Source organism: Acinetobacter sp. TWP2-2-3 (assembly GCF_049896445.1).
Lineage (GTDB): Bacteria > Pseudomonadota > Gammaproteobacteria > Pseudomonadales > Moraxellaceae > Acinetobacter.
In genome coordinates this window covers 144,863-169,851 of record NZ_JAFCUI010000006.1, presented here as the reverse complement: position 1 = coordinate 169,851, position 24,989 = coordinate 144,863, and the positions used below count along the sequence as shown (strand labels likewise).

At 43.9% G+C, this 24,989-nt stretch carries 30 protein-coding genes; 28 read left to right on the top strand and 2 right to left on the bottom strand.

The genetic code is table 11. From position 1 onward, the window contains the following. The first annotated feature begins 89 nt into the window (after positions 1–89). The 28 genes from ACP7AK_RS10535 to pyrF all read left to right on the top strand — a co-directional run bounded on the left by ACP7AK_RS10535 (position 90) and on the right by pyrF (position 21,941). Positions 90–1,103 carry an aminoglycoside phosphotransferase family protein gene (locus ACP7AK_RS10535; RefSeq protein ID WP_425879858.1) on the top strand — a complete coding sequence of 338 codons (1,014 nt, stop codon included), beginning with the start codon at positions 90–92 and terminating at the stop codon, positions 1,101–1,103. Further along, positions 1,104–1,793: an N-acetylmuramate alpha-1-phosphate uridylyltransferase MurU gene (gene murU / locus ACP7AK_RS10530; RefSeq protein ID WP_253174244.1), complete on the top strand. Its 690-nt coding sequence runs from the start codon at positions 1,104–1,106 to the stop codon at positions 1,791–1,793. 85 nt (positions 1,794–1,878) lie between these two features. Then, positions 1,879–2,511 (top strand): 16S rRNA (guanine(527)-N(7))-methyltransferase RsmG, encoded by a 633-nt coding sequence (gene rsmG, locus ACP7AK_RS10525; protein WP_004278890.1) that lies wholly within the window; start codon positions 1,879–1,881, stop codon positions 2,509–2,511. 25 nt (positions 2,512–2,536) lie between these two features. Then, entirely contained in the window at positions 2,537–3,319 is a 783-nt protein-coding gene (locus ACP7AK_RS10520) for a ParA family protein (RefSeq protein WP_004278889.1), read from the top strand. Beyond that, complete coding sequence (locus ACP7AK_RS10515) at positions 3,316–4,203, top strand: ParB/RepB/Spo0J family partition protein (protein WP_004731487.1); 888 nt, start codon at positions 3,316–3,318, stop codon at positions 4,201–4,203. Before ACP7AK_RS10520 ends, ACP7AK_RS10515 begins: the two co-directional genes overlap by 4 nt. Positions 4,204–4,236: 33 nt before the next feature. Further along, positions 4,237–4,875 carry a MotA/TolQ/ExbB proton channel family protein gene (locus ACP7AK_RS10510; RefSeq protein ID WP_425879857.1) on the top strand — a complete coding sequence of 213 codons (639 nt, stop codon included), beginning with the start codon at positions 4,237–4,239 and terminating at the stop codon, positions 4,873–4,875. Between the two features lie 10 nt (positions 4,876–4,885). Then, the gene (locus ACP7AK_RS10505; protein ID WP_425879867.1) at positions 4,886–5,308 is read left to right on the top strand and encodes an ExbD/TolR family protein; all 423 of its coding nucleotides are present in this window, start codon (positions 4,886–4,888) and stop codon (positions 5,306–5,308) included. Further along, a complete protein-coding gene (gene msbA / locus ACP7AK_RS10500; protein ID WP_148334409.1) occupies positions 5,308–7,035 on the top strand; it encodes a lipid A export permease/ATP-binding protein MsbA in 1,728 nt (575 codons plus the stop codon). Before ACP7AK_RS10505 ends, msbA begins: the two co-directional genes overlap by 1 nt. Positions 7,036–7,038: 3 nt before the next feature. Next, positions 7,039–8,043: a tetraacyldisaccharide 4'-kinase gene (lpxK, locus tag ACP7AK_RS10495; protein WP_425879856.1), complete on the top strand. Its 1,005-nt coding sequence runs from the start codon at positions 7,039–7,041 to the stop codon at positions 8,041–8,043. Positions 8,044–8,055: 12 nt separating this feature from the next. Then, complete coding sequence (kdsB, locus tag ACP7AK_RS10490; protein ID WP_425879855.1) at positions 8,056–8,817, top strand: 3-deoxy-manno-octulosonate cytidylyltransferase; 762 nt, start codon at positions 8,056–8,058, stop codon at positions 8,815–8,817. A 14-nt stretch (positions 8,818–8,831) separates the two neighbouring features. Then, the gene (locus ACP7AK_RS10485) at positions 8,832–9,812 is read left to right on the top strand and encodes a DNA polymerase III subunit delta' (RefSeq protein WP_425879854.1); all 981 of its coding nucleotides are present in this window, start codon (positions 8,832–8,834) and stop codon (positions 9,810–9,812) included. A 15-nt stretch (positions 9,813–9,827) separates the two neighbouring features. Next, positions 9,828–10,169: a PilZ domain-containing protein gene (locus ACP7AK_RS10480; protein WP_004278877.1), complete on the top strand. Its 342-nt coding sequence runs from the start codon at positions 9,828–9,830 to the stop codon at positions 10,167–10,169. A 27-nt stretch (positions 10,170–10,196) separates the two neighbouring features. Continuing rightward, entirely contained in the window at positions 10,197–10,970 is a 774-nt protein-coding gene (locus tag ACP7AK_RS10475; RefSeq protein WP_005106566.1) for a TatD family hydrolase, read from the top strand. A gap of 41 nt (positions 10,971–11,011) precedes the next feature. Beyond that, positions 11,012–11,626, top strand: a complete 615-nt coding sequence (locus ACP7AK_RS10470) for a TetR/AcrR family transcriptional regulator (RefSeq protein WP_005252237.1) — start codon at positions 11,012–11,014, stop codon at positions 11,624–11,626. Between the two features lie 9 nt (positions 11,627–11,635). Beyond that, entirely contained in the window at positions 11,636–12,187 is a 552-nt protein-coding gene (locus ACP7AK_RS10465; RefSeq protein ID WP_425879853.1) for a type II secretion system protein, read from the top strand. Beyond that, a complete protein-coding gene (gene gspI / locus ACP7AK_RS10460; RefSeq protein WP_425879852.1) occupies positions 12,177–12,626 on the top strand; it encodes a type II secretion system minor pseudopilin GspI in 450 nt (149 codons plus the stop codon). Before ACP7AK_RS10465 ends, gspI begins: the two co-directional genes overlap by 11 nt. Beyond that, the gene (gene gspJ, locus ACP7AK_RS10455) at positions 12,623–13,264 is read left to right on the top strand and encodes a type II secretion system minor pseudopilin GspJ (RefSeq protein WP_005247320.1); all 642 of its coding nucleotides are present in this window, start codon (positions 12,623–12,625) and stop codon (positions 13,262–13,264) included. The genes gspI and gspJ overlap by 4 nt, the downstream gene beginning before the upstream one ends. A 6-nt stretch (positions 13,265–13,270) precedes the next feature. Then, positions 13,271–14,242: a type II secretion system minor pseudopilin GspK gene (gspK, locus tag ACP7AK_RS10450; protein ID WP_425879851.1), complete on the top strand. Its 972-nt coding sequence runs from the start codon at positions 13,271–13,273 to the stop codon at positions 14,240–14,242. A gap of 152 nt (positions 14,243–14,394) precedes the next feature. Continuing rightward, a complete protein-coding gene (locus tag ACP7AK_RS10445; protein ID WP_004278864.1) occupies positions 14,395–14,991 on the top strand; it encodes a 6-pyruvoyl trahydropterin synthase family protein in 597 nt (198 codons plus the stop codon). A gap of 46 nt (positions 14,992–15,037) precedes the next feature. Continuing rightward, positions 15,038–15,751, top strand: coding sequence for a uracil-DNA glycosylase (ung, locus tag ACP7AK_RS10440; RefSeq protein WP_005247316.1), 714 nt, complete (start codon positions 15,038–15,040; stop codon positions 15,749–15,751). Further along, positions 15,748–16,869: an enoyl-CoA hydratase/isomerase family protein gene (locus ACP7AK_RS10435; protein WP_310078240.1), complete on the top strand. Its 1,122-nt coding sequence runs from the start codon at positions 15,748–15,750 to the stop codon at positions 16,867–16,869. The genes ung and ACP7AK_RS10435 overlap by 4 nt, the downstream gene beginning before the upstream one ends. 6 nt (positions 16,870–16,875) lie before the next feature. Continuing rightward, positions 16,876–17,391 (top strand): tRNA adenosine(34) deaminase TadA, encoded by a 516-nt coding sequence (gene tadA / locus ACP7AK_RS10430; RefSeq protein ID WP_396469443.1) that lies wholly within the window; start codon positions 16,876–16,878, stop codon positions 17,389–17,391. A 60-nt stretch (positions 17,392–17,451) separates the two neighbouring features. Next, a complete protein-coding gene (locus ACP7AK_RS10425) occupies positions 17,452–17,883 on the top strand; it encodes an SRPBCC family protein (RefSeq protein ID WP_004645458.1) in 432 nt (143 codons plus the stop codon). Between the two features lie 17 nt (positions 17,884–17,900). Further along, on the top strand, positions 17,901–18,584 hold the full coding sequence (gene cmk, locus ACP7AK_RS10420) for a (d)CMP kinase (RefSeq protein ID WP_425879850.1): 684 nt from the start codon (positions 17,901–17,903) through the stop codon (positions 18,582–18,584). A 110-nt stretch (positions 18,585–18,694) separates the two neighbouring features. Then, positions 18,695–20,371, top strand: a complete 1,677-nt coding sequence (rpsA, locus tag ACP7AK_RS10415; protein WP_004645456.1) for a 30S ribosomal protein S1 — start codon at positions 18,695–18,697, stop codon at positions 20,369–20,371. A 163-nt stretch (positions 20,372–20,534) separates the two neighbouring features. Next, complete coding sequence (locus ACP7AK_RS10410; RefSeq protein WP_004278853.1) at positions 20,535–20,840, top strand: integration host factor subunit beta; 306 nt, start codon at positions 20,535–20,537, stop codon at positions 20,838–20,840. Between the two features lie 24 nt (positions 20,841–20,864). After that, the gene (locus ACP7AK_RS10405) at positions 20,865–21,224 is read left to right on the top strand and encodes a lipopolysaccharide assembly protein LapA domain-containing protein (protein WP_004278852.1); all 360 of its coding nucleotides are present in this window, start codon (positions 20,865–20,867) and stop codon (positions 21,222–21,224) included. A gap of 36 nt (positions 21,225–21,260) precedes the next feature. Continuing rightward, positions 21,261–21,941, top strand: a complete 681-nt coding sequence (gene pyrF, locus ACP7AK_RS10400) for an orotidine-5'-phosphate decarboxylase (RefSeq protein WP_425879849.1) — start codon at positions 21,261–21,263, stop codon at positions 21,939–21,941. A gap of 435 nt (positions 21,942–22,376) precedes the next feature. On the opposite strand, the gene ACP7AK_RS10395 is transcribed toward pyrF, so the two are convergent. After that, a complete protein-coding gene (locus ACP7AK_RS10395; RefSeq protein ID WP_253172799.1) occupies positions 22,377–23,285 on the bottom strand; it encodes a lysine exporter LysO family protein in 909 nt (302 codons plus the stop codon). Between the two features lie 68 nt (positions 23,286–23,353). Then, complete coding sequence (locus tag ACP7AK_RS10390) at positions 23,354–24,850, bottom strand: flavin-containing monooxygenase (RefSeq protein WP_425879848.1); 1,497 nt, start codon at positions 24,848–24,850, stop codon at positions 23,354–23,356. Between the last annotated feature and the right edge of the window lie 139 nt (positions 24,851–24,989).

Below are 24,989 nucleotides of genomic sequence, written 5' to 3'. Positions count from 1 at the left end.
ATTAATTATTGTCGCATCATAGAGAAAAAGTTGATAAGTAGCTACACTTAGCACTTTAAAAACTCAGCCTGTATTAGAATTAATTGCAAATGAATACACAACGCGAACAATTGATACAATCTTGGATTGCCTCTGTACTCGGTTCAGATCAATTTGAAACTCATTTTTTAGCAGGTGATGCCAGCTTCCGTCGTTATGCACGAATCAAACTGAATAATAAAACATTTATGCTGATGGATGCACCACCAGAAAAAGAAGATTGTGTGCCTTTTGTGACGATAGATGAGTTTTTTGATGCACATGGCGTGCGTGTTCCGCATATCGTGGCAAAAGACCTGGAAAATGGCTTTTTACTGCTCGAAGACTTTGGTGATGTGCTGCTGTCGAATCTGCTGAATGACGAGACTGTAGATGCCTATTATGAGCAAAGCTTTAAGCAGCTCATTCAACTACAATCGATTGCTGGAGAAGGGCATTTCCCGGCATATTCTTATGAAAAACTGATCTCGGAAATGGAATTGCTGACTGACTGGATGTTACCAGCGTTAAAGGTTCAACTGACTGAATCAGAAAGCGCCTTGATCAAACGCACTTTTGCGATTTTGGCGAATGCCGCATTGGCACAGCCACAGGTGATCGTGCATCGGGATTTTCATAGCCGGAATTTGATGAAAATCGACAATGAAACCGAACTCGGTGTGATTGATTTTCAGGATGCTGTGATTGGTGCCGATACTTATGACTTGATCTCGATTACCCGTGATGCTTATGTGCAGTGGAATGCCGACCGTGTGTATCGCTGGTTCAAAACTTTCTATGAGTTATTGCCAGCATCTGCTAAAGAAGGCCGTGACTTTGAACAGTTTAAAAAAGATGCCGACATGATGGCGATTCAACGTCATATCAAGATCCTCGGTATTTTTGTGCGTCTGTTTGAACGTGATGGTAAGTCAGGTTATCTCAAGGACTTACCACGTGTGATGTGGTATCTGCTTGAAGAATCTAAGACTTATGCAGAGCTAGAGCCATTCATGCAGTTTATCCGTGACCGAGTGATGCCGGCTTTTGAAGCAAAATATGGCTCATATGAGGTGGCTGCATAAATGAAAGCGATGATTTTGGCCGCAGGTCTTGGCAATCGTATGCGGCCGCTAACGCTGCATACGCCAAAGCCTTTGCTGGAAGTTGGGGGCAAGCCCTTAATCGTCTGGCATATAGAGAAACTGGCTGCGATCGGTGTTACTGAAATTGTCATCAATACGGCTTGGCTCGGTGAAAAACTCGCAGAAGCTTTGGGCGATGGTTCACGATTTGGCATCAACATCCTTTGGTCACATGAGGGTGAAGGTCTGGAAACCGCTGGAGGAATCATTAATGCCTTGCCGCTACTCGGTGATGAACCTTTTATTCTGTTAAATGGTGATGTCTGGACCACGATGGATTTTGCTCCTTTACTGGATATTGATCTAAAGGGTAATTTGGCGCATCTCGTACTTGTGCAGAACCCTGAACAACATCCTGAAGGTGATTTTACGCTTGCAGCCGGGAAAGCTTATACCTTTGATCAGCAAGTCGAAGGTGAAAACCTGACTTTTAGTGGTGTATCCGTGCTTGATCCAAAGATGTTCCAAGGCTTAGAGACTGGCAAGCGTCCTTTAGCGCCATTGCTAAAAGCGGCAATGCAGAATCAGCAGGTTGCCGCTTCTAAATTGGTAGGCATTTGGGTTGATGTGGGAACCCCGGAGCGTTTAACGGCACTGGATACGGCGATCCATGAAGGGAAGTTTGCTTAAGTGAATATTCGCTAAGCACTGCCTACTGTGCCAATATAGAGAAAACGGTATACTTCCACCTAACTTTTTCGAGCGTAGATTGTTTATGCACATGTTTTTTCAAGAACTAAAGCAGGGTAGCCAGGCTTTGGGTTTAGAGCTATCTGATGAAGCTTTAAATTTATTACTCAAGTATCAGGATGCTTTGGTGTTGTGGAACAAAGCATACAATTTGACTGCAATCCGTGATCCTAAAGAAATGCTGGTCAAGCATCTGCTCGACAGTTTAAGTATTTTAAAGGACTTGCCTGTAGGCAGACTGCTGGATATCGGTACAGGTGGCGGTATGCCGGGCATGATCATTGCTTTATGTCAGCCTGAGCGTGAATGTGTATTACTGGATTCTAACGGCAAAAAAATTCGTTTCCTCAAGCAGTTTATTGCTGACTTAAAACTTAAAAATGTTATTGCCGTGCAAACGCGTGTAGAAAATGAAGACAGCATCAATGAGCTGGGTCAATTTGATGTGATTACCAGTCGTGCCTTTGCATCATTAACAGACTTTGTCGATGCTTCTAAGCCATATATGCACGAACAAACGATTATTGCCTCAATGAAAGGCTTAATTCCTGAAGATGAAGTTGCTACTTTAAAAAATGAATTTAGTTGTGAGATTATTGAACTTAAAGTTCCGCGCTTAGACGAACAGCGTCATTTACTTCTATTAAAACGTATTTAAGATTTTTAAAGGGATTGGGGGCAACATGGCACAAATTATTGCGATTGCAAACCAAAAAGGTGGTGTAGGTAAAACCACAACCGCAGTAAATTTGGCGGCATCTTTAGCTGTGTTAAAAAAACGTGTTTTGCTGGTCGATATGGATTCGCAAGGTAATGCGACCATGGGGTCTGGCATTCAGAAGAATGACCTGCTGTATTCGGTTACCGATGTGTTGCTGGGTGAAGTGCCGATTGAAACGGCGATATCTAAGGCGGAAGTCGGTTACAAGGTACTTGGGGCAAACCGTGATCTGGCTGGGGTTGAGTTGGCGATTGCAGAGCAGGAAGGGCGCGAGTTCATTTTACGGGATGCATTGCAGGAAATTGAATCCTCATTTGATTATATTATTGTTGATTGTGCACCGAGTCTTAGCCTGATTACTGTCAATGCTTTGGCAGCCGTGGATGGTGTGCTGATTCCAATGCAGTGTGAATATTATGCACTGGAAGGTCTGGCGGATTTAACCCAGACCATCGATCGGATTCAGCAAGCATTGAATCCGGACCTGCAAATTGTCGGTGTATTACGCACCATGTACGATGCACGTAATGCCTTAACCCGTGATGTCTCTGAAGAATTAGAACAATATTTCGGTAAAAAACTGTATGAAACCGTAATTCCACGAAATATTCGTCTGGCTGAAGCGCCAGCACACGGTTTGCCGGTGATTTATTTTGAAAAAAGCTCAAAGGGTGCAGTTGCTTACTTAAATCTGGCAGCTGAAGTATTAAAGAAAAGCAAAGTGAAAAAAGGAAGTAAAGCATGACCGTCAAGAAACGTGGACTCGCCAAAGGTCGTGGCTTGGATGCCTTGCTAGGCTCAATTCAAAAAGAAAAATTACAACTCGAAGCTCAAGGTCTTGACCATGGTCAGCTAAAACAGATCGATGTGAACTTGCTCAAGCGCGGTGAATATCAGCCGCGCCGTTATATTAACGAGCAGGATTTGCAGGAACTGGCGGCATCGATTGAAAAGCATGGCATCATGCAGCCCATCGTGATCCGTCCGGTTGACGATGAACGCTATCCATACGAGATTATTGCGGGTGAGCGTCGCTGGCGTGCTGCACAGCTGGCGGGTTTGACCGAGGTTCCTGCGATTGTACGTGATCTGAATGATCAGGTTGCGATTGCACTGGCCTTGATTGAAAACATCCAGCGTCAGGATCTGAATCCGATTGATCAGGCGATGGCTCTGCAACGTTTCCATGAAGAATTTGGCTTAAGCCATCAGGAAATTGCAGATACCGTGGGTAAAGCGCGTACGACAGTGAGTAACCTACTTCGCCTGCTTAGCCTGGCAGAAGAAGTGAAAGACTTTATGCAGCAGGGTTTGCTGGATATGGGGCATGCACGTGCGATCTTAACCTTAAAAGCTAAAGATCAGCTCAAAGTTGCAGATATCGTAATTGAAAAAAGTCTGTCTGTTCGTCAAACCGAGCAGTTAGTCCGTGATTTCAATACACCTAAACAAGAAAAAGTAAAAGAAGCTGTAGCACCGGATATTCAGCAATTGACTCAGCGCCTTTCAGAGCGTTTCAGTGCAGATGTTAAAATTGACTATAACAAGCAAGGTAAAGGGAAACTGGTTATTAGCTATCACTCTTTAGAAGAGCTGGATGGCATTCTTTCTATTTTAGAAGATGAATAATTTATATATTTTTTTTATTGGGGAATAAATTAGATGTGGGAATTGGTTAAAGCAGGTGGCTGGCTTATGCTGCCCCTGGTCTTGTGTTCTATCTTTATGCTGGCGATTTCGATCGAGCGTCTGATTCGCCTGAAAAAGAATGCAGTACTTCCGTTGACACTGTTGATGGGGCCTTCGCAAAATACAGCACAAGTCATGCAAAAAATGAATCAAAGTGCGGCCTTAAAGCAAAGCACTTTGGGCCGGGTATTGGCTGCGGGCTATACTAGTAAGCCGCAGGGTGAGCAGTATGCTCGCGCGCAGATGGAAGTGGTGGCGTCACAGGAAATCGGTTATCTGGAAAAAAATATTAATTTTCTGGGCACGTTGAGTGCAGTTGCGCCTTTACTCGGTTTATTGGGGACCGTACTTGGGATTATTGAGTCTTTCCTGATGATCGATGTGGGAACTGGAAGTGATCCGGTCTTGATGATGCCCGGTATTTCCAAGGCTTTAATTACCACGGCAGCCGGTATGCTGATTGCAATTCCTGCACTGTTTGCTCACCGTTATTTTCAGCGTCTTGTTCAGGAATATGTGGCTGAACTTGAGCAGCAAGCGACTTTGTTTCATGCGGATCTTTTTTATCGTAATCATGCAGACATAGATCAAGACATGCAAAAAGCCAGCTAGGAGGCGGATGATGAAATTCAAACGCAACCAGGTGGAAGATGTACATATTAATCTGACACCGATGATTGATTGTCTGCTGTTTATTCTGGTCTTTTTACTTTTGTCGACGACATTTAGCCAAATGAGCCGAATGAATCTGACCTTGCCGGATGCGCAAGGTGTACCGCCTAAAAGCTATGATCAGAAAGTTGAAGTGATTGTGGATGCCAATGGTCATTACGCAGTCAATGGTCAATCCTTGGCCAGTAAGGAAGTCGCGGATTTAAATACTGCAATTAAACAGATTTCTAATGAACGCCGTGATTTAATATTTGTTATTGCAGCTGACGCAAAAGCCAGCCATCAGGACGTGATTCGTGTCATGGATGTGGCCGGGCAGCTCGGCTTTGTAAATATTAATATCAGTACCAAAGTACCCACCCGAGGTTATTAGTGAAGCACGATTTTAAGGTCTATCTTCGCCTTTTAAGTTATTTAAAACCGTTTTGGGGCATTGCATTGCTTGTCCTGCTGGGTTTTTCTATTAATGCCGCTACGGAAGTCTCTGTCGCTAAATTACTGGAATATATTATTGAGGCGATTCAAAATAAAGACCAGAGTTTCACATCACTTTTCCCGTTTTTAGTGGTCATACTCATGTTCTTCCGGGGCCTGGGTTTGTTCATGGGTGGATATTTTACTGCGGTAATTTCCCGGAATCTGGTATTCAACATCCGTCAGGAAGTTTTTGCAAAATTGCTGCGTTTACCGTCCCAGTATTATCTGGATAATACCAGCGGGCATATTACTGCCAAAATCATGTATAACGTTGAACAGCTAACCGCTGCTTCAACTGAAGCTTTAAGAACCTTGTTGCAACAAGGTTTGATCACTCTGGCATTATTAGGCTACCTGTTGTATACCAACTGGCGTCTGACCATGTGTATCCTGATTTTTGCACCCGTCATTGGCTTTATTATCAGTAAAGCTGCAAGACGGATGCGTAAATTATCGCAGCAAGTGCAAGACACCATGGGTGATGTAAACCATGTGGTGCAGGAAACGGTGAATGCCAACCTGATCGTCAAGGGTTTTGGAGGGCAAAGTTATGAGCAGGAACGCTTTAAACAGAACTCGCTGGAAAACTTGCGTCGTGGCTTGAAAATGGTCGCTGTACAACAGTTGAATAGTCCTGTGGTTCAGCTGATCATGTCGATTTCACTGAGTATTGTGATGTTTATTGCCTTGCGTCCGCAAATTCTGGGTGATACCTCTGCGGGTGAATTTGTCGCTTATATTACTGCGGCGGGTATGCTGGCAAGACCGATCAAAGCCTTGACGGATATCAATGAAAAAATTCAACGTGGTATGGCTGCGGCTCATTCGGTATTTGAATTGCTGGATATGCCTGAAGAAAAAAATACCGGGACTTTAACGGATAGCCTGAAAGGCGATATCGAGTTTAAAGATGTCAACTTGATTTATGATGATGGCCATCGTGCTATTCATGACTTTAATTTGCAGGTCAAGGCCGGTGAAACAGTAGCGCTGGTAGGACGTTCTGGTGCAGGAAAAAGTTCTCTGGTGAATCTGCTGGTGCGTTATCAGGATGCAACTTCTGGGCAGATCTTGCTGGATCAGAAACCGATTGAAGATTTTGAAATTACCGCCTTGCGAACCCAGATTGCTATGGTGAACCAGCAAGTAGTACTGTTTAATCGTACCGTGCGGGAAAATATTGCTTATGGTCAGCTCGAAGGTGCTTCCGATGAAGATATTATCGCGGCAGCAAAGGCAGCCTATGCGCATGATTTTATTATGGCATTGCCGCAAGGTTATGATACTCAGCTGGGTGCCCAGGGTTTAAACCTGTCTGGTGGCCAGCGTCAGCGCATCGCGATCGCACGCGCAATTTTGAAAAATGCCTCTATCCTGATTCTGGATGAAGCGACCAGTGCGCTGGATAACGAGTCGGAATACTTTATTCAGCGTGCCTTTGATAAAGCCATGCAGGACCGTACGACCATCGTAATTGCACATCGTCTATCGACGATTGAAAACGCGGATCGTATTGTGGTTATGGATCAGGGCCGTATTGTTGAGCAGGGCAGTCATGCCGAACTGATTGCGCTACATGGTGCTTATTATCAGTTGCATCAGCGTAACTTTGAGGAACAGTAACTTATGGCACTGGCACAAATCATTCAGGATGCTTGGAATGCACAGGCAAAGTGGCTGGTGGTGCTGCGTCCTTTGTCATGGTTATATCGCCTGGGTTTTGTCAGCAATCACTGGCTCTATCAAAAAGGCATTAAAAAAAGTTATAGCGCGCCGATTCCCGTTATGGTGATTGGCAACATCACAGTCGGTGGTAGCGGTAAAACACCTTTGCTGATTCATCTGGTGGATTATTTAACCGAGAAAAATATCCGTGTGGGAGTGATTAGCCGTGGTTATGGTGGTCAAGGCCCATTTCCTACCTATGTCGACTTTAATACCTTGCCGGAGATTGTCGGAGATGAGCCTGCCTTGATTGTGCAGGCAACAGGTGTACCGATGGCAGTTGGTCCCAACCGGCAGAAAAGTATTGAACTGTTATTGCAGAAACATGAGCTGGATCTGATTATCTGTGATGATGGATTACAGCACTGGGCCTTGAATCGCCAGATTGAGTGGATTGTGCTGGATAATAATCGCGGTCTGGGTAATCAAAAGCTTTTACCTGAAGGCTATCTACGCGAACCTGTAACACGGCTAAAAACCGGAACCGTAATTGAGCATTCGGCTAACCCAAGCTCTGAACTGAATATGCATCTGGCTGCATCACAGCCTTATTTGCTCAATCAGGACAGCACTAAAATCTTTGATCCTCAAGCGGCTTTTTATGCGGTAGTCGGCATTGGCTTTCCACAGCGGTTTTATCAGACCTTGCAAAATTTAGGCATAGAACAATTTCAGTGTCATGAGTTTCCAGACCATCATGACTATGACATTGAAGATTTACAGTTCGATGATAACAATCCGATTATTACCACTGAAAAAGACGCAATAAAAATTATGGCGCTACTTAAACAATATCCAGATTTTAAACAGGATATCTGGGTGGTGCCAGTCGATGCAGTCCTATCGCCAGCCTGCTATACAGTCTTGCAGCAACAGTTACAACAATACGGTATTCAAATTTCTTAAGGCTCATTCATTATGAAACACATTGTTATTCCTGCACGTTTCGCCAGTTCACGTTTACCGGGTAAACCTTTGCTGGAAATTCATCGTCGTCCCATGATTCTGCGGGTAGTGGACCAAGCCAAAAAAGTGCAAGGTTTTGATGATCTGTGTGTGGCAACTGATGATGAGCGTATTGCTGCCGTTTGCCGTGCTGAAGGCATTGATGTTGTCATTACCTCGGCGGATCACCCTTCAGGCACAGACCGCTTGAGTGAAGTGGCTCGAATCAAAGGCTGGGCCAGTGAGGACATTATTGTCAATGTACAGGGGGATGAACCCTTACTGCCGGCGCAACTGGTAAAACAGGTTGCTCAACTCTTGGAAGATCAGCCTGAATCTTCCATGTCGACGCTATGTGAGCCGATCCATCAACTGGATGAATTCAAACGTGACAGCATTGTAAAAGTTGTCATGTCAAAACACCAGCAAGCACTGTATTTTAGCCGTGCTACCATTCCTTATGACCGTGATGGTGCGAAACTGACTGAACCAAAACTGCATGATCAGGCCTATCGTCATTTAGGCCTATATGCCTATCGGGTAAAACTGTTGCAAGAATATGTGACCTGGGAAATGGGTGTGCTGGAGAAACTGGAATCTCTAGAGCAGTTACGGGTACTGGAAAATGGACACCGTATTGCCATTGCGGTGGCTGAAGCCAATTTGCCGCCAGGGGTGGATACCCAGGAAGATCTGGATCGCCTGAATCAGATGGATCTTTCCCATTTTGCCTAAGAAGAGTCAAATACATGCCTTTTGATGTCAATGCACATATCTATCCATGGCAGCAACAGGTTTGGGAAACCCTGACCGGGCGCTTTCCCAAGCTTGGACATGGTTTATTGTTTTATGGAAAAAAAGGCTGTGGTAAAGAAGCGTTTACCCAACAGTTTCTGGCTTGGGTGTTATGCCTGAATCGTCAGCCTGCCGGGCCATGTGGTGAATGCAGTAGCTGTCAATGGTTAAAGGCAGACACCCATCCCAACTATGTGCATATCAGTACCGATGACGACAATAAAAAACAGAATGCCAAAATCAAGATCGAGAAGATTCGCGATCTGCTGCCTTTTGTGCAACAGACTGTAGATGGCTGGCGCGTGATTGTGATTGAGCCGGCAGAAGCCTTGAATATTGCCTCTGCCAATGCCTTACTCAAAACACTGGAAGAACCCGGTGATAATACGGTCATTATTTTACTGGCGAATCATTATTTAAAATTGCCCGCGACTATACGCAGTCGTTTGCAGCATTTTGCTTTGGACCGGATTTCCGCAGAACAATTTAGCGATTATGTCCAGAATCAGCTCCCAGATGCAGGTGCTAGCCAACAACAGTTATTGATGAACCTGTCCAATCAGATGCCGTTACAGGCACTAGAGGTTGCACAAAGTGCCTGGCTGCCACTACGTCAGGAATTCCTGCAAGACTGGCAAAAACTGGTCATGCAAAAAAATATGCCGATGGCAATTGCGACCAAATGGAATAAAAACCTGAATTTTGATGACTTTGCTCAAATGTTTGAATACTTGTTGTCCGATTTAATTTGTGTCAAGCTAAATCAGACGGTGAAAAACATTGACCTTGAATTCAATGTACTTGCCGAACAATATTCATTAGAAGCACTTTTTAAAATTTATGAAGATTTTCAGCGCGCTAAACAATTCCTTGAACAGAATGTCCAAAGCAATCTGGTTATTGATGAATTGTTTATCACGCTGATGAATCTTTAATTAAGGGGAAATCACATGCAACCACGTATGGGCGGTATTATTCAGGCCAATATTCCTGACATTGAAACACTGTTTGCCAGCTATATGCCTTATGTTGTGGGTGGTGGGCTTTTTATTCCTTCCAAGCAGCCGGTCAAACTGGGCGAAGAGGTTTTTGTATTGACGACTTTGCCTGACCAGACCCAGAAAATTCCTTTAACCGGTAAAGTCATCTGGGTCTCGCAAAAGCAGAATGGCATCAAGCCACAAGGCTTTGGCATCCAGTTAAGCGGTGAAAAAGGCGTTTATTTTAAAAATGAAGCAGATCGTCTGGTTGCAGGTCTTAAATCTGAAGGACGTAAAAGTTACACTATGTAGTTAATTTACCCTTGGTAGGAACGCATCGTGTTTGTAGATACTCATTGTCATTTAACCCTGCTTGATTTGACACCATATCATGGTGATCTGGATCAGGCATTGGCTCAGGCTCGTGAAGCCGGTGTTTCCAAATTCATGAGTATCTCGGTCGATCTGGATGATCATATCGAGCTGGCCAAAATTGCCGCGCGTCATGCAGATGTCGGATATACCGTTGGCGTACATCCTTGCGAAGATGCTGCAACCATGGCGCGTGCCACGACTGAATATCTGGTCGAACTGGCGCAACCGGAGAAAGTCTGGGCACTCGGTGAAACAGGTCTGGACTATTATCACAGTACCGATTTTATTGCAGAGCAAAAAGCCTGTTTCGCCCGGCATATCCATGCGTCACAAATCACCAAAAAACCTGTAGTCGTTCATACCCGTTCCGCCAAGCATGATACCGTCGATATTATTCGCGCGGAAAAATCTACGCATGGCATCCTGCACTGTTTTACCGAGGACTGGGAAACCGCCAAAGCAGTACTGGATTGCGGCTATTATGTGTCATTTTCCGGAATTGTTTCATTTAAAAATGCGCAGGATCTGCGTGATGTCGCCAAACAGGTTCCGCTGGATCGTGTGCTGATTGAAACCGATAGTCCTTATCTTGCGCCAATGCCGTATCGTGGCAAATCTAATGAGCCTAAATACGTTCCTTATGTAGCCAAAGCGCTTTGCGATGTATATGATAAGTCGCTAGAAGAAATGGCTTTTATCACAAAGCAGAACTTTGAAAATCTTCTGAATTTAAAGTAAATAAAGTTATATAAAGTACAAAGAGAGTTTATAGGGTGAAGATGGATCGTCAGGCTCAGTTTCGAGCAAGAGAAACCTTGATTTTTCAAGTTGCAGAACAGCTCCTGTTGGAAAATGGTGAAGCAGGAATGACGCTAGATGCGCTGGCTGCCGAGCTTGATCTGGCCAAAGGGACACTTTATAAACATTTTCAGAGTAAAGATGAGCTGTACATGCTGCTGATTATCCGTAATGAGCGCATGTTGCTGGAAATGATTCAGGATAGCGATAAAGCCTTTCCTGAACATCTGGCCTTCTTTATGCTGCATCATTTACATCATCCGGAACGAACCGTGCTGTTTCATCAGATTGAAGAACGCCTGTCGACGACTGGGGTTGGAATCCAGCACCTTTTTAGCGAACTTTATCAGGTGCGCAAACAGCGTTTACGCCTGATTATCCGTATGACAGAAACTTATCTGGCTTCTATTAATAGCCGCATGTCAGTACGCGATTATCTGGCTTCGATCTGGTCGTTGACCCATGGTGCAGCTGCAATTCTTAATTCCAGTTTCTATCAGCGTTATTTGGGTTCGCGCGATACCTTGCGTGTAGCCTATATCGATCAGGCACTGGCTTTGCCTAAGCAGGTACATTCAGCCGAGCAGTTTGCCTAAGGTTGTCCTATGATCAGATCACCTCACAGTGCAGTTCGTGGCTTTACCTTAATCGAATTGATGGTGGTGATTGTGATTATGGGAATTATGGCTTCACTAGTGCTGCTGAATACCAGTGGTGTCGATCAGCGCAAAGCGATGCAGGCACGAGAAATTTTATTGGTGGACTTGCAACGGGTGCTACGCGAGGCTAATGACCAATCCAGAATACTCGCGCTTGACGTTCAATCAGCGACAGATGTCACACCATTTCGCTATGGAATTATAGAATATCGTTCGGCAGCGCAGACTGAACCGAACCTGCAAGATGAGAAATGGCAAAATTATGCAGATTTTAAATTGCGTAGTTTGCCTGATCATATTTCCTTTCAAATTCAGGCACTGGAACAGCAGCGTTATGCCAGGGCACAAAATCGTGACCTGACTCAGGCAAATTCACCTCAATTAATCTGGCTCGGCAATGGTGAAGTCAAACCGGTGCGGATTCAGTTCTTTTTAGAAGACCGTGAAGTGGGTGCTGCGATTGAGATTGATCATCTGGGTAAAATCAATGAAATCTAGATATTTCAAGCAGAATACTGGATTTGGTGCTATCAGGCCGAGTTTTACTCGACTTAATCGTGCCTCAGGTTTTACCTTATTGGAAGTTATGGTCGCCTTGGCAATTTTTGCGACCGCAGCCATAACCCTGACCAAAGTCGCGATGCAATATACCCAATCCACCTCGAATGCCATTCTACGTACCAAAGCACAGTTTGTTGCCTTAAATGAAGTGGCGCAAATGGAAATCAATCAGGAATGGATGGAAGGGACGGCTTCCAAACAGCTGACCCAGCAAGGTGAAACCTGGCAGATCGATAAACGCAGTGAACCGACGGTCAGTCCGAATGTTCAGCGAATCGAGCTGCAGGTGAGTCTGGTTAATCAGGACAGTGGTCAGGTGGAATCTGGTATCAGCAGCCTGATGTTCTTTAATCATCGTATGAACAATACTCCATGAAGTCTAAAGGATTTACTCTGGTTGAATTATTGGTCGCAATTGCGATCTTTGCAGTGCTGTCTGCTTTGGGTTGGAAAGTTTTTGATTATATTGTCAAAACGAAAGATCAGAATGTGATTCATGAACAGCGTTTAGGTCAGTTACAGCAAACCTATCAGCAGATTCTGCGAGATACCGTACAGGCAGTACCCTTAACGGCCAACATCAATGGCGATATTCAACCGGCTCTGGTGCTGCAGAACGGACGTTTTAACTTTAGTAAAACCGGGGTAACTGATCCTTTAGAAGAAGGGATTTCCCCAGATGAACGCATTGAATATCAGTACCGAGCCGATGAGCAGAAACTTTATCGCTTGAAATACCGGAATCTAAATCAGACAGGTCAAGATCAGCCCGAATCCAGTGTTTTATTGTCGGAAGTGGAACAATTCCAGATCGTCGTACTCAATCCGAATGAACTCACGCAATGGCCGGATACTTCTACTGATCTGAATCAGTTAGAGCATAAACAGCGTTTGCCTAAAGGGATTAAAATCAATTTAACCGTGAATGGCGTCAGTTATGAATGGATGTTCAGTTTATTAAATACGGACTTTTTGCTTGATACTCAGAACACCGGTCAACCCAGCTCAGAATAATAAGAAATGAAAATGAATAAAGCGATCATGATCAAACAGCAGCAGGGCATTGCACTGATTACCATTCTGGTGATGGTAGCGCTAGCGACTATTCTGGCGGCTACGATTGCGCAACGTCAAGCTGCAACTGCTGAAAGCACTGCCTATTTGATGCGACAAAACCAGTCCTTAATGTATGCCAAAAGTGCTGAGGCCTTTTTTTCTGAATTGCTGGTCGATGATGCTGAAAATGCCGCAGAGGTCGACCATCTGCAGGAAACCTGGGCGCAGCCCATGCCAGCTTTTCCGGTAGATGACGGTTATGTCTCCGGAATAATACAGGATGAATCAGGCAAGTTTAATTTAAATAGCCTGATTACTGCCGAAGGCGCAGTCAATGAAAATGCCAAAGCATGGTTCGAGCTGATTCTAAAACGTGCCAGTTTGCCGGAACAGCTCAGTGAAGCAGTCATTGACTGGCAGGATGCAGACGAGCTGGTCAGTGGGGGCATGGGCGCCGAATCTAACTATTATCAGGGCTTGCCCAATGCTGCTTTGCCACCGAATGCAAAATTTCACAGCGTAGAAGAATTAAAGCTGGTACGCGGTTTTGAAGAGAATAAATATAAGCTGATAGCACCTTATCTGAGTACTGCACCGGTGCAGGAGAGCCTGGTCAATATTAATACCGCTTCAGCTTTTCTTTTGGCTAGTATGGATGAAAAGCTGGATGTGAATGCAGTGCAGCAATTGCTGGATCAGCGTCAGGCCAATTTGGAGCACTTTTCCAATGTGACTGATCTGTGGTCACTGGAGCCTTTCGCTCAGGTCGATGCGGACAGGCGTAATTTGTTTAACAGTCTGCTTGGGGTGCAATCCAATTATTTTAAAGCCCGAATCGAAGTGGTTTTAAGTGAGCGTAAGCGCCAGTTTAGCAGCGATCTGGTTCGTCAGGACAAACAGGTTTATGTCGCTTACCGTAGCATGGCGCCATTTTAATTTTAGCTCATGAATTGTACAGGCTGGATAAGCGCAAATGCCGGGCTGATGCCTTTTCCCTATCATGCTAAACAGCAAAATTAATCCTCAAAGCTTTACTTTTGCTTTATAATCAAAATTAATTCACCTATTTTTTGACGACATTACGGCATATGTTAATTCGTAAGTTATTTAAGTTTGAGAATGCTCATATTGTGCGTAACTGCACGTCAGATCGCTGTAAGCGTTCGATCCATGGCCATAGTTATAAAGTCGAGTTATTGCTAAAAGCCTCGAAGCTAGATCATGGTCAAATGGTCTATGACTTTGGTCTGCTTAAAGGTGTGATTAAGGATTTCTTTGATTCTTTCGATCATGCCATCTGCTTTTGGCAAAATGACGATCCGGAATATATTCAGGCCTGCAAGAATTTCAGTGCGCGCTGGGTGTCTTTGCCGGTATCGCCATCAGCAGAACAGTTTTCACGTATTTTCTTCTTTCTGGCACAGCAGGTGCTGGCATCGACCGTGACTCAAAATGGTGAAGGCGATGTCGAAGTCTATTCTGTGATTGTGCATGAAACCGACACCGGCTATGCACAAAGCTTTTTAGAAGATATTCAAAATGAACAAATGGGCATCCTTAGTCTGGAGCAACTTGAGTTCTCTGAACAAGTGCAGGCTGAATGGACAGATCCGGACATGTTTGCCAAGCTCAAACAGGGCACACCATTTCATAACCCTACAGTAGATTTACAGGTACAGATTTAAAGTCTGCGTGACTTTAAATCCATTGACATAGATTTAGGATTGAAGAATGTCTTTAAATGAACAGCAACTGGCCAAGCTGAATAAAGTTCAGCTGGATGAAAGCTGGAAATATGGATTGAGTGAATTTTTGCTCAGTCCGAAAATGGATGAATTAAAAGCATTTCTCGTTGAAGAAAAAAAAGCAGATAAAATCATTTATCCTCCCAATCATCTGATTTTTAATGCGTTAAATACCACGCCGCTAGATCGGGTAAAAGTGGTAATTTTGGGGCAAGATCCTTATCATGGCCCAAATCAGGCGCATGGATTAAGCTTTTCCGTGCAAAAGGGGGTTGCATTACCACCATCTTTGCGTAATATTTTTCATGAGTTACATGCTGATGTTGGGGTTGAAAGACCGAAGCATGGTGACTTGACGCATTGGGCAGAGCAGGGTGTGCTTCTGTTAAATGCAGTACTGACCGTCGAAGCAGGTCAGCCAACTTCGCATCAGAAGCGCGGTTGGGAAGAATTTACCGATCACGTCATTGATGTATTAAATGAACAGCGTGAACATATTGTCTTTATTCTTTGGGGCGCATACGCACAGCGTAAAGGACAGCGCATTAATCAAGACAAGCATCTCGTGTTAAAGGCAGCACATCCATCGCCTTTGGCAGCAAACCGTGGTGGTTTTTTTGGTTGTAAAGTATTTTCAAAATCGAATAACTACCTCAAACAACATGGCATTGAGCCTATAGATTGGCAGCTGGACGCATGAAATATTCTCCCCTTACTAAACATTATCATCCGGATTTGATTGTTGAAGAAGCGCACAATGGTTGGCGTATCGTTCGTTTAAATCGCCCGAAATCTTTGCATGCTCTCGATGAATCGATTGCTTCCGCACTTCTGGAAGTATTTCAGGACTTTCATCATGATGATAGCGTCAAAGCCATCTGGCTGGATTCAACCACACCGAAAGCGTTCTGTGCGGGTGGGGATGTGCGTAAGCTGCGTCAGTTAGTGATTAATGATGAAGTCGCGGCTGCCAATAAATTCTTTGAACAAGAATATGCACTCGATCTGTTACTGCATAATTATGCCAAACCCGTTTTAGTCTGGGGTGAAGGTTATGTGATGGGTGGTGGCTTGGGCTTGTTTATGGCGGCGCCTTTCCGTTTAGTGACGCCATATTCACGTTTGGCAATGCCTGAAATCAATATCGGTTTGTATCCAGACGTGGGTGCAACCCGCTTCTTGGCAGATCGTGGTGCGATTGGTCTATTTACCGGCTTGACCGGTTCAATCATGACTGCTGCGGGCGCTTACGGGATTGGCTGGGCAACGCATATTTGTGATGCACAGCGTGATTCAGTTTTGGATAAAGTCATTAATATTGACTGGGAGCATTATCCTGCAGGTGACTTCCGTGCCATTGATGACACCCTGAATAGTATGCACCGTCCGGTCGGCCCGGGACCGTTGCAAAACTCTCTGGATGTGATTCATAGTGTTTGCCGTGGTGTCAACTTTGAGCATGATTATGAGTCGATTATTGGCCTGAGTGACGCACGCAGTGACTGGTTGCGTCAGGCCAGTGAAAACCTGAAAAAAGGTTCGCCAACTACTGCAGCCTTGACCTGGCTATTGTGGCAATGGGGTAAGCAGATACATTCCTGGAATGAAGTTTTCGAACTGGAAGTTCAGATCTCGGACTGGAAAATTCGTCATCATGACTTTGTTGAGGGTGTACGAGCACGTCTGGTCGACAAAGACCTTAGTCCTGAGTGGAAAAAAGGTGCAGATATGAGCTTGAAAGGGATCCTGTCTGGGAATCCTCCAGTTACGACTATTGAAAGCTGGAATGAGCTGCTCAAGCATTATGGTGTGATTTAAGCTTCAATGTCCGAAACACAATTTACAGATGAATACTGGATGCAGCGTGCTTACGAGCAGGCTGCACTTGCTGCTGCACAGGGAGAAATTCCTGTGGGGGCAATTATCGTCAGTCAGAATCAGATCATTGGCCAAGGATTTAATGCGCCCATCTCGTTGAATGATCCGACTGCGCATGCCGAAATTGTTGCACTACGTGATGCGTGTCAAAACCTCCAAAATTATCGGTTACCTGATGATGCGGTGCTCTATGTGACTCTTGAGCCGTGCACCATGTGTGTCGGTGCACTGGTGCATTCGCGGGTTTCGCGAGTGGTATTTGGTGCATTTGAAGCGAAAGCGGGTTCATTGGTGAGTGCGCGTCAACTGTTTGAAACCGGTTATTATAATCACGTATTTCCTTTCCAGGCAGGCTGCATGCAGCAGCAATGTTCTGAACAGCTGAGTGCATTTTTTAAGTTGCGCCGCGAGCAGAAACGAGAACTCAAGTTACAAGAAAAGTTATTAAATACGCAGAAATAAATCTGCTTTATCCGCTAAAATTTGCTTACTTTCAAATATCTGCAATCTTCAGGAACAATAATGAACAGCATTCAAGTAAAAAAAGAATTTCCGGCAGCGCTTGATGATGTCTTTAATTTGATGTCCAAGCATGACACCTATAATATTGCCTTCGCACCGATGCAGGTCGAACGAATCAAGGATTCTGCGGATGCTGAACATCCTGATGGACTCGGTTCGGTACGTGCAATGGGTATGGGGCCAATAAAGCCGCTGAAAGAACAAATTACCTTGTTCGAGCCAAATAATCGCATCGAATACCAGATTATTAAAAATCCGTTAATCAAGCATCATTTGGGTATTATTGAATTTGAAGCACTGGCTGATGACAAAACGCTAGTAACTTATACGATTGAATTGCAGGCACGTGCGCCTTTTGTGAGTAAATTAATCCTTGCACAGTTACAGGCAGCGATTAAACTAGGCCTGACAAAACTCGCAAAATCTGTTTAAACAACAACGGGAAAGCAATGACAGTTCAAATTATTACCATTGATGGTCCAAGTGGGTCTGGCAAGGGCACGTTAGCAGCGAAACTGGCTGCACATTATCAGTTTCACTTATTGGATTCTGGTGCTTTATACCGCCTTTTGGGTTTGTCATTGCATCACCATGATTTGCTGGATTCTCTAGACACGAAATTGCCAGAATGCGTACAAATCGCAACAAATTTAGATATCCAGTTTGTCAGTACCGACACCGGGGTGCAGGTGTGGCTGGATGGTGAAGATGTGTCCCAAACTATTCGCACTGAACGGGTAGGAGAGTTTGCTTCAAAAGTTGCAGCAATTCCTGAGCTTAGAACAGCGTTGGTTTCACGCCAACATGCCTTTGCGCAGGCACCGGGTCTGGTAGCAGACGGACGCGATATGGCGACAAGTATCTTCCCGAACGCCCAGGCAAAAATATATTTGACGGCCTCGGCTGAATCCCGTGCGCAAAGACGTGTAAAGCAGTTGCAGGGCATGGGGCTGGATGTTAAAATAAGCGACATTTTAGCTAATATCATCGCTCGCGATAAACGAGATATGGAACGCACTGTCGCTCCACTCAAGCCTGCGGATGATGCTTACATTATCGATAGTTCAGATTTGAATATCGATGAAGTATTCCAGCTGATGACCACTTATGTGGATCAGCAGTTAGCAAACTAACCCAATTTTATCAGCAAACGCATAGCTTGATCAGTTTTATATGGACTATGTAGATGCTTAATTAAACCGGCCTTGTCTGATCCAAGACCGCTGACTTTATCGGAAATATCATGACCGAATCTTTTGCAGCCCTCTTTGAAGCAAGCGAATTAAACCTCAACGTTGAAAAGGGTGCAGTTATCCAAGGCGTTGTAGTAAGCATTGACTCTGATTGGGTAACTGTTGACACTGGCCTTAAATCTGAAGGCGTTGTTGACCGTGCTGAGTTCTTAAATGAACAGCGCGAACTTGAAGTTCAAGTTGGCGACACTGTAGACGTAGTTGTTGAAGCACTTGACAATGGTATGGGTCAAACAGTTCTTTCTCGCGAAAAAGCTAAACGCGCAGAAACTTGGACTAAACTTGAAAAAATCTTTGAAGACGGCGAAATCGTTACTGGTGTTATCTCTGGTAAAGTTAAAGGTGGTTTCACCGTTGACATCGGTCCAGTACGTGCGTTCCTTCCAGGTTCTTTAGTTGATACTCGTCCTATTCGTGATACTACTCACCTAGAAGGCAAAGAGTTAGAATTCAAAGTAATCAAACTTGACGCTAAACGTAACAACGTTGTTGTTTCACGTCGTGCTGTTATGGAAGCTGAATCTTCAGCTGACCGTGAAGCTCTTCTTGCTCAGCTTGAAGAAGGTCAAACAGTTACTGGTACGATCAAAAATCTTACTGACTACGGTGCATTCGTTGACCTTGGCGGTATTGATGGTCTTCTTCACATCACTGACATGGCTTGGAAACGCATCAAGCACCCTTCAGAAGTTGTTGAAGTTGGTCAAGAAGTTACTGTTAAAGTACTTAAATTCGACCGCGAACGTAACCGTGTTTCTCTAGGTCTTAAACAACTTGGCGAAGATCCATGGTTAGCGATCATGAACCGTTACCCTAAAGGTTCAATCGTTAAAGCGCGCGTAACTAACCTGACTGACTACGGTTGTTTCGCTGAAATCGCTGAAGGCGTTGAAGGTTTAGTACACGTTTCAGAAATGGATCACACTAACAAAAACATCCACCCATCTAAAGTTGTTCAGATTGGTGACGAAGTTGATGTTATGGTTCTTGAAGTTGATGAAGAACGTCGTCGTATTTCTCTTGGTATCAAACAAACTCGTGCTAACCCATGGGAAGAGTTTGCTAAAGATCACGACAAAGGCGAAAAAGTTTCTGGTACGATCAAATCTATCACTGACTTCGGTATCTTCATCGGTTTGCCAGGCGGTATCGACGGTCTAGTTCACTTGTCTGATATTTCTTGGAACGAACAAGGCGAAGAAGCGATTCGTCGTTACAAGAAAGGCGACACTGTTGAAGCGGTTATCCTTTCTGTAGACGCTGAAGGCAACCGTATCAGCCTTGGCATCAAGCAAATGAACAACGATCCGTTCAATGACTTCCTTGCTGCTAACGAACGCGGTGCGTTGGTTAAAGGTACTGTAACTGCAGTTGACGCTAAAGGCGCTACTATTAAGTTAGCTGACGAAGTTGAAGCGACTCTGAAAGCATCTGAAATCAACCGCGATCGCGTTGAAGATGCAACTAAGTTCCTTGAAGTTGGTCAAGAAGTTGAAGCGAAGATCATCAACGTAGATCGTAAATCTCGCGCAATCAACTTGTCTATCAAAGCGAAAGACGAAGCTGAAGAGAAAGAAGCAGTTGCTAACTTGAAAACAGCTCCTGCTGGTCAAGACAATGGTCCTAAGACGATTGGTGACCTGATTAAAGCTCAAATGGGCAACTAAGTAAGCGTTTGAATTGTATTGTTAATGTAAGTTAACTAATACTTTTTATACAAATACTGTAAACGGTAGCGTAGTATTTAATTATTGCGCTACCGTTTTGTATTTAAACAGGTTATTATCGGGAAATAGATCCCAAGTAGCTTGATAATTAAAGAGGTCGCAGATGACTACTGAAGCACTTAATAAGTCTGACTTAATAGAGCGTATTGCGTTAAAAAATCCGCATTTGGCTGAGCCTTTAGTGGAAGAAGCAGTTAAAATTATGATTGATCAAATGATAGAAGCATTATCAACTGACAATCGTATCGAGATTCGTGGATTTGGTAGTTTTGCATTGCATCACCGTGAACCGCGCGTAGGTCGTAACCCTAAAACTGGTAAATCAGTAGAAGTGGCTGCAAAAGCAGTTCCGCACTTTAAACCAGGCAAGGCACTTCGTGACGCTGTGAACGAGTCTGCACAAAAATAATTGTAAATATTTTGCGGGGTGTTCATGCGTTACGTTCTGGTCATTCTTTTATTGGTACTGTTTGGTTATTCATTAGCTTTGGTTTTGCAAAACGGTACCGAATTGTCAGTGGACTTGTTATTTACTCAAGTTCCCGCAATGCGCCTGGGATTATTACTTCTCCTCACGTTATCTTTAGGTGTCGTTTTGGGCCTGTTATTGGGCGTTCAGATCTTCCGGGTTTTTCAGACGAATTGGGAAATTAAACGACTGCGTAAAGACATTGAACATCTACGTAAGGAACAGTTGAATACAGCCAAGTTAATGGCCGCTGAAGCAGCAGCCCATACCCGGCATGAAAAAACTGTATTAGATATTACCAATGAAAATCAAAGCCCATTATAATGGGCTTATTTTTTGCCTATATGAAGGGGTAATCTCTTGAGTATCATCGTCGCACTAGATGCCAAAAGCCAATTTGATGCCTTAGCCATTGCAGAACAGTTAGATCCTGCCTTGTGTCGACTTAAAGTTGGTAAAGAGTTATTTACCCATGAAGGTCCAATTATTGTCAAAGCACTTCAAGATAAAGGCTTTGCTGTATTTCTGGATCTGAAATTTCATGATATTCCAAATACAACAGCACAGGCAGTATGCGCGGCAGCAGATTTGGGTGTGTGGATGGTCAATGTGCATGCCTCAGGTGGCCGCAAGATGATGGAAACCTGTGTAGAGCGTTTGCAAGCAGGTAATTATAAAACTCAGTTGATTGCAGTGACTGTATTGACGTCAATGGGCCGTGAAGACTTGAAAGATATTGGTCTGGATATTGAGCCAAATGAGCATGTAAAACGTCTGGCACAACTGACCAAAGACAGTGGTCTAGATGGGGTGGTTTGCTCAGCTCAAGAAGCGAAAATGTTACGTGAAACGATTGGAAAAGACTTTGCATTAGTGACACCCGGCATTCGTCCAGAAGGGTCGAATGCAGATGACCAGAAACGTATTGTGACACCGAAACAGGCAATGCTAGATGGCTCAACACATCTGGTAATTGGTCGCCCGATTACCCAGTCTAAAAATATGCGTCAGACTTTGAAAGATATTTTGGCAACGCTTTAATACGGTTTGAATGACAGAAAGCCTTTCAGTCGAAAGGCTTTTTTTATATATTGAAAAAATGGTTATAAAATAAAAAGGAAAAATGATGACTTCATCTGAACCACAATTAGAAAAAGTACAGAATGACGTGATTCAAAATATTCAACAGGCGGAACAGCTTAAGCAACAAGAATAGCAACAACAGCAGGCAAGCTCAGCAGATCGGACAGCGGGGATCGATGTGGTCAGTTTGGCATCTGATGCCATCAGTCTTGCTTCGGATGTTATTGAAACAGTAGGCGATGCCTTAAGTGATATTGATTTAAGTTTTAGTCAGCCCTCCCGGCCTTCTTGCTTGTGCTTCGTTTTAAGATTCTGGTTTAGAGCTTACTCAAGGAGGAGAGGTCCCTCTTTATAAAAAAGGGATTTAGTGAGATTGAGAAAGCGATAAAACAATTAAATCGCTGCCAGTACACTCACCGTGACTGGTGCTAACAGTGACAAAATAAAACCACTGACCATAGCATGTGGAATAAAATCATGCCCGCAAGCCTGTTTAACCATCGGTAAAGTCACATCCATTGCAGTTGCCCCCGCGGCGGAAATGGCCGACCTTGGATATCTCCAGCCCAGACAATACATCAGTAAGATGGCGAAAATTTCTCTAAACAGGTCATTCATCAGCGCGATACTGCCGAGTTCTGCATTTCTGAGTTCTGTCACGACAACGCCTGACATTGAGTAAAATCCATAGCCTTGTGACAGCATGATCAAATCTTTCAGACTGATGTCGGTGTTCCAGAATGAATAAAGCATGACCGCGAATAATGAACCGAAAATACAACCGATTGGAACTAAGAGAATTTTAAAATTTAACCAGGAACGATCTAAAGGTGAATAAGCCAGATCCAGGCCAATCATGAACATAAATACCAGCAACAAATGCCAGGTGCTGATTTGCAAGGATAGATCAAACAGACTCAAGCCCGCATGTAAAAAGTATCCACCTGCGAGAGCCAAAAAGGCATAGCTCATATTCAGCAAGGATTTAACTACCAGATCGACGGATACCCGACCAGAACTAGGAAGATAACCTGCCCATTTAAATAGTAGATAACAAAATGCAAAAGCACCGAGCGAGGTCAGAAAGGCAATACTGATCGACGTACTTAAAATCTGTAGGGGATGCTGTAATTCATCTACCAGTTGTGAAAATTCAAAGGCAATTGCAATCAATAAAACGTAGCTAAAATAGGGTAATAGCTTGAAACAGATTTTAATAATCGAAAGTGGAATTCGTTTTGCCATGGCAAAACCGAGTGCTAGACAGAATAAAAGCTGAAAGATAAGCCAAAGCGATTGCATAAATTTAATGGATTGAAAAAATTACCTATAAATTATGCCACCGCTTGATGTCAGATGGTAAAAAGCTTTTAGGCGACTTTATTCAATAATCGATAATCTGCGACATTTGGTTTTTTTGTTTTGAGCCAGTATTTCCAGGTATAAGTTGGCCATAAGGCAAAGTTCTTGCCGCCTTCCTGCTGATACCAGCTGACACAGCCAGATTGCCACACGGTCTTTTCAAACATATGTTGTACCTGCTGATTAAATGTATCCTGTGCCTGGTCTTTGACCATGATGGCATCACTTTGGGATTGATCGACCAGTTGCATCAATTGCAAAATATATTCAACTTGTGCCTCAATCATAAAAATGACAGAGTTGTGTGCCAATAGGGTATTTGGCCCCGGTAACTGAAACAGGTTTGGAAAGTCTTTCACGCAAATTCCATAATAGCTTTCAGCACCTTGTTTCCACATTTCATTCAGTTCTACGCCATCAAGCCCGGTACATTGAAAATTCTTCATATAGATACGTGGATCGGTAATGAATCCGGTGCCATAAATCAGACAGTCAATCGGCCGCTCTTTTCTATCTTGTGTAATGATACTGTGTTCAGTCAGTTCCTGAATCTTCTCGGTCACCAGTTCCACATTATGGCGGTTAAACGTCGGGAAGTATTTATTTGAAACCAGAATACGTTTGCAGCCCATGATGTAATCGGGAGTTAGTTTTTTGGCCAATTCAGGGTTTTTGACCTCATATTTAATGAATAGTTCTGCCAGTTTTTGGGTGAATTTCATAATGCCCGGTTTGACAATCGGTACCACACGCGATTCATTTGACCAATACAGGCGGGCACGGTGTAGCTTTCTAAACCAGTCATATTTTTTAAAGAGTTTCTTTTCAAGATTCGGGTAGGCACGTTCATCCCGAGGAATGACCCAAGCCGCAGTACGTTGCATGACATACAGTTGTTTGCATTTCGGGGCAATTTCTGGAATATATTGAATGGCACTGCCACCTGTACCAATCGATGCGACATTTTTGCCAGTCACATCATAAGTGTGATCCCATTGCGCAGAATGAAAGACTTTACCTTGGAATTTCTCAATACCAGGAATATGTGGAATTTGGGGGATATGCAATGGCCCAGAAGCGAAGATAACGAACTGGGCTTCAAGGATACTTTGATCCTGTAGCTGTAATTGCCATAGACAGCGTTCTGCCTGGTAATGCGCTGCCAGTACCTCGGTATTTAAACGGCAAAAAGCACGCAGGTTATAATCGGTCACCAGATCCTGAATATAAGAAAATATCTCGGGTGCTTCCGCATAACGCTTGGACCAATTACTTTTTGGAGCAAATGACAAGGAATACAAATGTGATTGCACGTCACAGGCTGCTCCAGGGTACTGATTGTCCCGCCAAGTTCCGCCAAAATCGCTCCCTTTTTCCAGAATAATAAAGTCATAAATACCATGCTGTTGTAAACGTATTGCCATGGCAATACCGCCGAAACCAGCTCCAATAATGGCAACTTTGGTATGAGGGGGGGAGCGTGTAGCGGTGGCATGATCTAGCATCAGTACATTCCTTACTTATTTTAATGTTGGATATTTATCGTAATTTGCTCCTTGGTGATTAGACAGAAAATTGATCTAAACGGCAATAGCCGACACATTATTTTTATAGTACAACTAGAGCAATCACATTGTATTTGTA